Origin of the sequence: Methylobacterium sp. Leaf87 (genome assembly GCF_001422775.1) — a bacterium.
GTDB lineage: Bacteria > Pseudomonadota > Alphaproteobacteria > Rhizobiales > Beijerinckiaceae > Methylobacterium.
Window position 1 is genome coordinate 1 of record NZ_LMMI01000044.1, and the last position, 8,785, is coordinate 8,785.

At 68.1% G+C, this 8,785-nt stretch carries 7 protein-coding genes and 1 pseudogene; 7 read left to right on the forward strand and 1 reads right to left on the reverse strand.

The window, feature by feature from the left end; all coding sequences use genetic code 11:
• The 7 genes and pseudogenes from ASF22_RS24415 to ASF22_RS16600 form a co-directional block, all read left to right on the forward strand.
• A pseudogene (locus ASF22_RS24415) lies at positions 1-200 on the forward strand (hypothetical protein); the annotation flags it as partial.
• 244 nt (positions 201-444) lie between these two features.
• Positions 445-1,476 (forward strand): putative 2-aminoethylphosphonate ABC transporter substrate-binding protein, encoded by a 1,032-nt coding sequence (locus ASF22_RS16575; RefSeq protein ID WP_056266418.1) that lies wholly within the window; start codon positions 445-447, stop codon positions 1,474-1,476.
• A 41-nt stretch (positions 1,477-1,517) separates the two neighbouring features.
• Positions 1,518-2,615, forward strand: a complete 1,098-nt coding sequence (locus tag ASF22_RS16580) for a putative 2-aminoethylphosphonate ABC transporter ATP-binding protein (RefSeq protein ID WP_056266421.1) — start codon at positions 1,518-1,520, stop codon at positions 2,613-2,615.
• 8 nt (positions 2,616-2,623) lie between these two features.
• The gene (locus ASF22_RS16585) at positions 2,624-4,348 is read left to right on the forward strand and encodes a putative 2-aminoethylphosphonate ABC transporter permease subunit (protein ID WP_056266424.1); all 1,725 of its coding nucleotides are present in this window, start codon (positions 2,624-2,626) and stop codon (positions 4,346-4,348) included.
• Positions 4,345-6,051 carry a Na/Pi cotransporter family protein gene (locus tag ASF22_RS16590; RefSeq protein WP_056266429.1) on the forward strand — a complete coding sequence of 569 codons (1,707 nt, stop codon included), beginning with the start codon at positions 4,345-4,347 and terminating at the stop codon, positions 6,049-6,051. Before ASF22_RS16585 ends, ASF22_RS16590 begins: the two co-directional genes overlap by 4 nt.
• Positions 6,051-7,223 (forward strand): alanine racemase, encoded by a 1,173-nt coding sequence (gene alr, locus ASF22_RS16595; RefSeq protein ID WP_082483777.1) that lies wholly within the window; start codon positions 6,051-6,053, stop codon positions 7,221-7,223. Before ASF22_RS16590 ends, alr begins: the two co-directional genes overlap by 1 nt.
• Before the next feature lie 13 nt (positions 7,224-7,236).
• Positions 7,237-8,493, forward strand: coding sequence for a D-amino acid dehydrogenase (locus ASF22_RS16600; protein ID WP_056266437.1), 1,257 nt, complete (start codon positions 7,237-7,239; stop codon positions 8,491-8,493).
• Here the strand turns inward: ASF22_RS16600 and ASF22_RS16605 are convergent.
• Positions 8,490-8,690, reverse strand: coding sequence for a transposase (locus ASF22_RS16605; protein WP_056266431.1), 201 nt, complete (start codon positions 8,688-8,690; stop codon positions 8,490-8,492). The genes ASF22_RS16600 and ASF22_RS16605 overlap by 4 nt on opposite strands.
• Positions 8,691-8,785: the final 95 nt, after the last annotated feature.

Sequence of the window (8,785 nt, forward strand, 5' to 3'; positions counted from 1 at the left end):
CCGGCAATGCGCTGGGGCTGACCTACGACGCGTTCCGCGCGCTACCTGCCGATCGCCTCGCCGCCGAGCGGACGCGGATTGCCGCGATGTTCGCCGATTCGAAGCCCCACTTCCTCATCGACACGATCGCCGACCTGCCGGGCGTGGTGAACGACATCAACGAGCTGCTGGCGGCAGGACGCATGCCGCAGGCCTGCTGAACTGATTCGTGACGGCCGGGCGTCATCTCGCGTGCCCGGCCGAAAGACTTGATCGTCACTCCACGGCTATACGCCGAGGATTGATTTCGGCTGTACTCAATGCTCGCGATTTACGCGGTGCAATGGTTCGTAAATAGGCAATACATGCAAAAAACCTAGACTTGATTGTAAAATATTTTGTCTTTCTACTGTTATGTATCAGATCGTAAAGACGTCGGAACGACAAGACCCCGGAGTATCGTCTATGAAAATCCTTGGCCTCCTCGCTCTGACCTTCGCGCTCACCACCGCCTTGAGCACCACCGCGGCCGTATCGGCTGCCGAGCGCACCAAGCTCACGATCTACACCGCCCTGGAAAACGACCAGCTCGGCCCGTTCAAGGCTGGAATTGAGCGGGCGGTGCCCGAGGTCGAGGTGGTCTGGGTCCGGGATTCGACGGGCGTCATCACCGCCCGGTTCCTCGCCGAGAAGGACAATCCCCGAGCCGACATGGTGATGGGGCTCGCCGCCTCCAGCCTGCTGATGTTCGAGAAGCAGGGCCTGCTTGCCACCTATGAGCCGAAGGGCGCCAGCGACCTCAAGCCCGCCTTCCGGGATTCCGTCGGCCCCTACAGCTGGACCGGCACGGACGCCTCGATCGGCGTGATCTGCTTCAACACCGCGGAAGCCGAGAAGAATGGCGCGAAGACCCCCGTGCAATGGGTCGACCTCCTGGTGCCGTCCCTCAAGGGCAAGGTGGTGATGCCGCATCCGGCCTCCTCGGGCACCGGGTACCTGCTGGTCGCCGGTTGGCTCCAGGGCATGGGGGAGGAGGCGGGCTGGGCTTTTATGGACAAGCTCCACGAGAACATCGCCGCCTACCTGCACTCGGGTTCGGCGCCCTGCGTCCAGGCCGCCCGTGGCGAGCGCACCGCCGGCCTGTCGCTGGACATGCGCGGTGCTGCGGAGAAGACCAAGGGCGCGCCGCTGGCCGTCGTCGTTCCCGTCGACGGCACGGGCTGGGACGAGGAAGCCTACGCCATCGTCGGCACCACCAAGCACCTGGACCTCGCCCGCAAGGTCGCCGACTGGGGCGCGACCAAAGCGGCCAATGAACTCTACGCCAAGAGCTACGCGGTCGTCGCTTACCCCGGCGTCGCCAACGTGCCCGCGAACTACCCCGCCAATGCCGAGGCTGCGATGATCAAGAACGATCTCGGCTGGATGGCCGACAACCGCGAGCGGGTGCTCGCCGAATGGTCGCGCCGCTACGAGGCCAAAGCCGCTAAGAAGTAGAGTTCGTCCCAACGAGAACGCGAGAGATCGAGGGTGCTGCCATGACGCTTCGCGACGAGACGCCGTTCCTCAGTGTTTCGGGATTGTCGAAGCGCTACGGTGCTTTCACGGCCCTCGATGGGATCGACCTGAAGATCGCGCGGGGCGAGTTCGTCTGTTTCCTCGGCCCTTCCGGCTGCGGCAAGACGACCTTGCTGCGCATGATCGCCGGGCTCGACCGGCAGGATGAGGGGCGCATCGAAATCGGTTGCCGCGACGTCTCGTCGGCCCCGCCAGCCGAGCGCGACTTCGGGATCGTGTTCCAATCCTATGCCCTGTTCCCGAACCTGACCGTCGCGGCAAACGTCGCCTACGGCCTCGTCAACATGCGGATGCCGAAGGCGCGGATCGCCGCGCGGGTGGCCGAGCTCCTGTCCCTCGTCGGCTTGCCCGAACAGGGAGCCAAGTATCCGGTTCATCTCTCCGGCGGTCAGCAGCAGCGGGTGGCGCTCGCCCGGGCCCTTGCCACCTCGCCCTCCCTGCTGCTGCTCGACGAGCCGCTCTCGGCGCTCGACGCCAAGGTGCGAGCGCGGCTCCGCGACGAGATCCGGCAGCTGCAGAAACGCCTCGGCATCACGACCATCATGGTCACCCACGACCAGGAGGAGGCGCTCGCCATGGCGGATCGGGTCGTGGTGATGAACCGCGGCGCGATCGAGCAGGTCGGCACGCCCGAGGACATCTACCGGCAGCCCGCCTCGGCGTTCGTGGCCGACTTCATCGGCGCGATGACCTTCCTCGACGCAACCGTCGGAAGCGCCCGCGAGATCCGGGTCGGGAGCGTCGACCTCGTCTGCGAGGACGGGCGTGGCTTCATTCCCGGCAGTCCCGTGCGCCTCGGCTTCCGCCCAGAGGAGATCCGTGTCGGCAACGTCGTCCCCACCGACGTCAACGCCATCGAGGTGCGGGTGCGCAGCCTTGAGTTCCTGGGCTCGTTCTACCGCGCCCGCCTGGAGCCCAGCCGCGACCTCGGCGGAACGCTGGTCGCCGACCTCTCGGCCAACCTGCACCGCGACCTCGCCCTCAGCGAGGGCCAATACCTCTACGTTTCCCTGCCGCCGACGGCACTCCGGGCCTTCCCGGCGACCACGTACGCGTGAGGCCGGCCATGTCCGACGCCACCCTCGCCTTGCCCCGGTCGGAGGCCGTGCCGGCAAAGCGTCGTGCCGTTTCCGAAAGCACGGTCGGTATCGCGCTCATCGCGGGCCTGTGCCTGGTTCTCGTGCTCGTCATCGCCCTGCCGCTCGGCGCACTGCTGATCAAGAGCCTGGAGGCCCCGGACGGCGGGATGGCGGGCCTGTCCAACTTCCACGCCTACTTCGCCACGCCGACGCTGGTCGATGCGCTTCTCAACAGCCTCACCGTGGCCGGCAGCGTCGTCGCGATCGTGGTGCCGCTGGCCTTCGGCTACGCCTATGCACTCACCCGCACGGCGATGCGGTTCAAGGGGCTGCTGCTCGCGCTCGCCCTGCTGCCGCTGTTCGCGCCCTCCCTGCTGTCGGGTATCGCGCTCACCTACATCCTCGGCAACCAGGGTTTCCTGCGTGGAATCCTGTTCGGCCGAACCGTCTACGGGCCGATCGGCATCACCATCGCGGAATGCCTCTACGCGTTCCCGCACGCGGTGATTATCCTCGTCACCGCGCTCGGGCTCTCAGACGGGCGCCTCTACGAGGCCGCCTCCGCCATGGGGACGAGCCGCCTGCGCACCTTCCTCACCGTGACCCTGCCCGGCGCCCGCTACGGCCTCGTCAGCGCCGCCTTCGTGGTCTTCACCCTCGTCGTCACCGATTTCGGCATCCCGAAGGTGATCGGCGGCCAGTACGCGGTGCTCGCCACCGACGCCTACCGGCAAGTCGTCGGCCAGCAGAACTTCCCGATGGGGGCCGTCGTCGGCCTCCTGATGCTGGTGCCGGCGGTGCTGGCCTTCGTCGTCGACCGGCTGATCCAGCGCCGGCAATCGTCCCTGCTCTCGGCCCGCTCGGTGCCCTACGAGCCTAAAGTCCGTCCGGCCCGCGATCGGCTCGTGCTCGCCTACGCTGTGCTGGTGGCCGGGGTGATCGTGGGGACCTACGGCGTCGCGGTCTGGGCCTCCTTCATCCGCTACTGGCCCTACAACCTCGGCCTGACGCTGGACCATTACGACTTTGCGGCCGCCGACGCCGATGGCTGGTCGCCCTACTGGAACTCGCTGGTCATGGCGCTCTCGGTCGCCGCCATCGGCACGGTGGTCGTGTTCTGCGGCGCCTACCTCATCGAGAAGCTTAAGCTGTTTCCCGCCGGCCGCGCCTTCGCGCAACTCCTGGCGATGCTGCCCCTCGCTGTCCCCGGCCTCGTGCTGGGCCTCGGCTACGTGTTCTTCTTCAACGCGCCCTGGAACCCGCTGAACGTCCTCTACGGAACCCTGGCGCTGCTCGTGATCAACACGCTCGCGCATTACTACACCGTGGCCCACGTGACGGCGACGACGGCACTGAAGCAGATCGACCCGGAATTCGAAGCAGTGTCGGCATCGCTGAAGGTGCCGTTCTGGCAGACCTTCCGTCGGGTCAGCCTGCCGATCTGCATGCCGACGGTGTTGGAACTGGCCGTCTATCTGTTCGTCAACGCAATGACGACGGTCTCGGCGGTGATCTTCCTCTACGGGCCGAGCACCAAGCTCGCGGCCATCGCCATCGTCCACATGGACGAAGCCGGCACGACGGCCGCCGCCGCCGCCATGGCGAGCGTAATCATGGCGACGGCCCTCGCGGCACGCCTCCTCCTCGCCCTGGTTCATCGCTTCGTCCTCGTCCGGGCCCAGGCGTGGCGGCGCCGGGAGGTCGCGGCATGACCGGAACGGTGCTGCTCCTCGATCTTGCGGGCTGGGTCGCGCTCCTGCTCTGGGGCATCCACATGATCCGCACGGGGGTGCAGCGCGCCTTCGGCGGCGATCTCCAGCGCGTGCTGGGCGCCAGCCTGAATCACCCGGTCAAGGCGATGCTCACCGGCCTGGGCGTGACGATGCTGCTGCAGAGCAGCACCGCGACGGGGCTGATGGCCACGGCTTTCGCGGCCGGCGGGTTGGTGGAACTGATGCCGGCCCTGGCAGTGATGCTCGGCGCCAACGTTGGGACGGCGCTCATCGTCAAGGCTTTGTCGTTCGACGTCGCGATGGCGGCGCCCGTGCTCGTCCTCATCGGGGCGGTGGCCTTTCGCCGGGCTTCGGGCGCGAAGGGCAAGGCAATCGGACGAATCGCCATTGGCCTCGGCCTCGTCCTGCTGGGGCTGATGCGGATGGTGGAGACGCTCGCACCCTACGGCGAAGCGCCCGGGCTTCGGGTGATCCTCGCCATCGTCGCGGCTGATCCAGTCATCACCGTGCTCCTCGCCGCGCTGTTCGCCTGGGTGGCCCATTCCAGCGTCGCTGTGATCCTGCTCGTCGCCGCGCTCGCCGGGCAGGGCATGGTCCCGTCTGAGACCGCACTCGCCCTGGTGCTGGGGGCCAACCTCGGCAGCGCCCTCAATCCGATGATGGCGACCCGCGAGCCCGCCGGCCGCCGGGTGGCGCTCGGGAACCTGCTGGCGCGCTTCGCAGGCTGCCTCGTCGCGCTGCCCCTGCTCGGCTGGATCGCGCCGCCGATCGAGGCCATGGCGGGAGATCCGCGCGTCGCCGTGGCGAATTTTCACCTCGCCTTCAACGGGGTTCTCGCCCTCGCCGCCTTGCCACTGCTGGGACTGCTGGCCAAGCTGCTCCGCCGGCTGCTGCCGGAGGTGGAGACGGCGCCCGGCGCCGTGCGTTGCCTGCCACTAGTTGTGGACCATACCGAAATGCCCTCCATGGCGTTAGGCGACGCCTCCCGCCACGCCCTCCGCATGGCCGACCTCCTTGAGGGCATGCTGCGCGACGCTATCCGCCTGTTGCGGGGCGACGGCCTCGCCGCCGAGCGGATGCGGGCCGCGGAGCGCAAGATCGAGGGCCTCGGCGCGGAGTTGCAGCGCTACCTCGCCCGGCTCGACGCGGACACCTTGAACGAGGCCGAGGAGCGCCGGCTCGCCAGCCTGATGAGCTTCACCATTCAGATCGGGCATGCCGGCGACGTCCTGGCGCGCAACGTCGCGACGCAGATCGGCAGACGGCGCAAGCTCGGCGCGGCGTCGGCCGATTCCCTCGAACTAGCAGGCCTCCTCGACCGGCTATCGGTCAACCTGCGCAACGCGGCGTCGCTGCTCGTTACCGAGGACGACCGCGCGGCGCGCCGCCTAGCCGCGGAGAAGCGGGCATTCCGGGCGATGGAAGAGGCTCACGTCGCCGCCCATGTCGCCTGGCTTCGCAAGGAACCGGCGCGGGACGATGCGGCCTGGACCGTCGGCCTTGATCTGCTGCGCGACCTCAAGCGGATCAACGACCACCTGGTCGCCGCCGCCGCCTATCCGATCCTGCGCAACAGCGGCGAACTCCTCGACAGCCGGTTGCGCGGCACCGCACCGGCCGGGGCCGCGCCCCGCCTGCCCGCGCTGACACCTCCGCCGGCCCCGATCGGAGGCGTGCCGTGATGGATGGCGCGATTGATCTGTCACGTCGCCGCCCGGAGATCCTTGTGGAGGAGTTCGACGACGGGACTTGCGAAAGCCGGTCCGAGGCGTCCTGCGGCGGCCGCCTAACCATCGACCTCGGCGCGATCTTGCGCAATTACCGCGCGTTGATCACGCGCGCCTCCGGCGCCCGGGTTGCGGCGGTCGTCAAGGCCGATGCCTATGGGCTCGGTGCCGGACGGGTTGCGCCCATGCTTGCCTCGGCGGGATGCGACACCTTCTTCGTGGCTCAGGTCCAGGAAGGGATCGCGCTCCGGCGCGACCTGCCAACGACCCGGATTCTCGTCCTGAACGGTGCCGCGCCGGGGGCGGAGGCAGCTTGCCTCGCCCATCGCCTGGAACCGGTGCTGAACGGCTGGGACGCGTTCGAGGCGTGGTCGCGCGCGGCACGCATCGCCGGCCTTCGCGGAACTTGCGCGGTCCAGTTCGACACCGGCATGGCACGCTTCGGCTTCGCCCTCGCCGACGCAGAGCGCCTGTCCGCGCGGATCGCAAGCACGGACCACATGACGGTCGGGCTCGTCATGAGCCATCTCGCTTGCGCCGACACCCCGGAGGATCCGGCCAATCCGGCACAGCGCGATGCGATGACGGCGCTGCGGCCGATCTTCCCGACGGCGGCGTTCAGCCTCGCGGCATCGTCGGGGATCTTTCTCGGGTCGAGCTATCATCTCGACCTCGTTCGGCCCGGGGCCGCACTTTACGGCGTGGCGCCCGTCCCAGGCGACGCGAACCCGATGGCTCCGGTCGTGCGGCTGGAAAGCAGGGTCGTGCAAGTGCGGACCGTACCCGGGGGCACCGGGATCGGCTATGGGCACGCCGCCCGGGCACCCGGCCCGATGCGCCTCGCCACGCTGGCGGTGGGCTACGCCGACGGCCTTCCGCGCAGCCTGTCCGGGCGCGGCTCCGCCTGGCTCCAGGGCCTGCGGCTACCGGTGGTCGGACGCGTCTCGATGGACAGTCTCGTCGTGGATGTGAGCCGTGCCCCCGAAGGCGCCGTTGCCCACGGCGATTTTCTGGACCTGATCGGACCGGCCAACGGGGTTGACGGCGTGGGGAAAGAGGCCGGCACCATCGGCTACGAGGTCCTGACCAGCCTCGGACGCCGCTATGCCCGCCGGTATCTGGCTTGAGGAGGACTGCGCGATGCGGATTCTGGTTCTTGGCAGCGGCGTCGTCGGCGTCACCTCCGCCTATTACCTCGCCAAGGCCGGACACGCAGTGACGGTCCTCGACAGGCAGGCGGGGTCCGGGATGGAAACGAGCTTCGCTAATGCGGGGCAGGTCTCACCTGGTTACGCCGCGCCCTGGGCGGCCCCGGGCATCCCCGTCAAGGCAATGAGGTGGTTGCTCATGCGCCACCGGCCCCTCGTGTTGTGGCCCCTGTTCGAACCGCGCCTGTACGGCTGGCTCGCGAGCATGCTGGCCAACTGCACCGAGGAGGCCTACGCGCGCAACAAGGGCCGCATGGTCCGTCTCGCGGAGTACAGCCGCGACGTGCTGCGCGACCTGCGCCACGACACAGGAATCGCCTACGATCACCGAGAGCGCGGCACGCTGCAAGTCTTCCGGACGCAGAAGCAGCTCGACCACGTCGGCGACGACACCCGTGTCCTTGACGCCTACGGCGTGGCGTATGTTGTCCTCGATCGCGCCGGATGCGTCGCGGCGGAGCCGGCCCTCGGAGCCGTTCGGGAGAAGATCATTGGCGGTCTGCGGTTGCCGGGGGACGAGACCGGTGACGCGCATCTCTTCACCAGGGAACTCGCCCGCCTCTGCGAGGGGCTCGGCGTCGTCTTCCGCTACGGGGTGAACATCGACGGCCTGGAGGCGGACGGCGGACGGGTTGTCGCCGTGCGAGCCGGCCTGGACCGCTTCGAGGCGGATGCCTACGTCGCCGCGATGGGAAGCTACACGCCCGCCTTACTTCGGCCCCACGGGATTCGCCTGCCAGTCTATCCGGTGAAGGGCTACTCGCTGACGCTCCCAGTGACGGCCCCCGACGCCGCGCCAGTCTCGACGGTGATGGACGAGACTTTTAAGGTGGGGATCACCCGGCTCGGCGAACGGATCAGGGTCGGCGGCACGGCGGAACTTGCGAGCTTTAGCCAGACCCTGCGGGGGCCACGCCGGGCCACGCTTGAACGCAGCATCGGGGACCTGTTCCCATGTGGCGGCAACCTGTCGGAGGCGTCGTTCTGGACAGGGCTACGGCCAATGACGCCGGACGGCACACCGATCGTCGGTGCGACGAGCCTCAAGAACCTGTTCACGAACACCGGGCACGGCACGCTCGGCTGGACAATGGCCTGCGGCTCCGCGCGATTGCTCGCCGATCTGGTCTCAGGCCGCGCGCCGGACATTGATTGCCGGGATCTGGCGCAGGCACGTTATGCGGCCTAGGTCGTGTGGACGGATTTGATGAGGATGAATGCGAGGGCGAGGGAGACGAACGCTGCGAAGCTCGCTCTGGTCTTCTCGCAGCGTAACGCGATGCGTTTGAAGCGTTTGAGCTTTCCGAAGGTCTGCTCGATGCGCGCCCTGGTCCGGTAGAGGGCTTTTGGAAGTACGCGTCCGGTGATGGCCGCGGTCGACGGCATCGCGCACTCGGCTGAAGCCTGACCTTAATGCTGGCGTTAAGGTCAGCGGGTCGGGGCGATGCGGGTCGAGGTGCTTGAGGGGGCCGAACGACGGC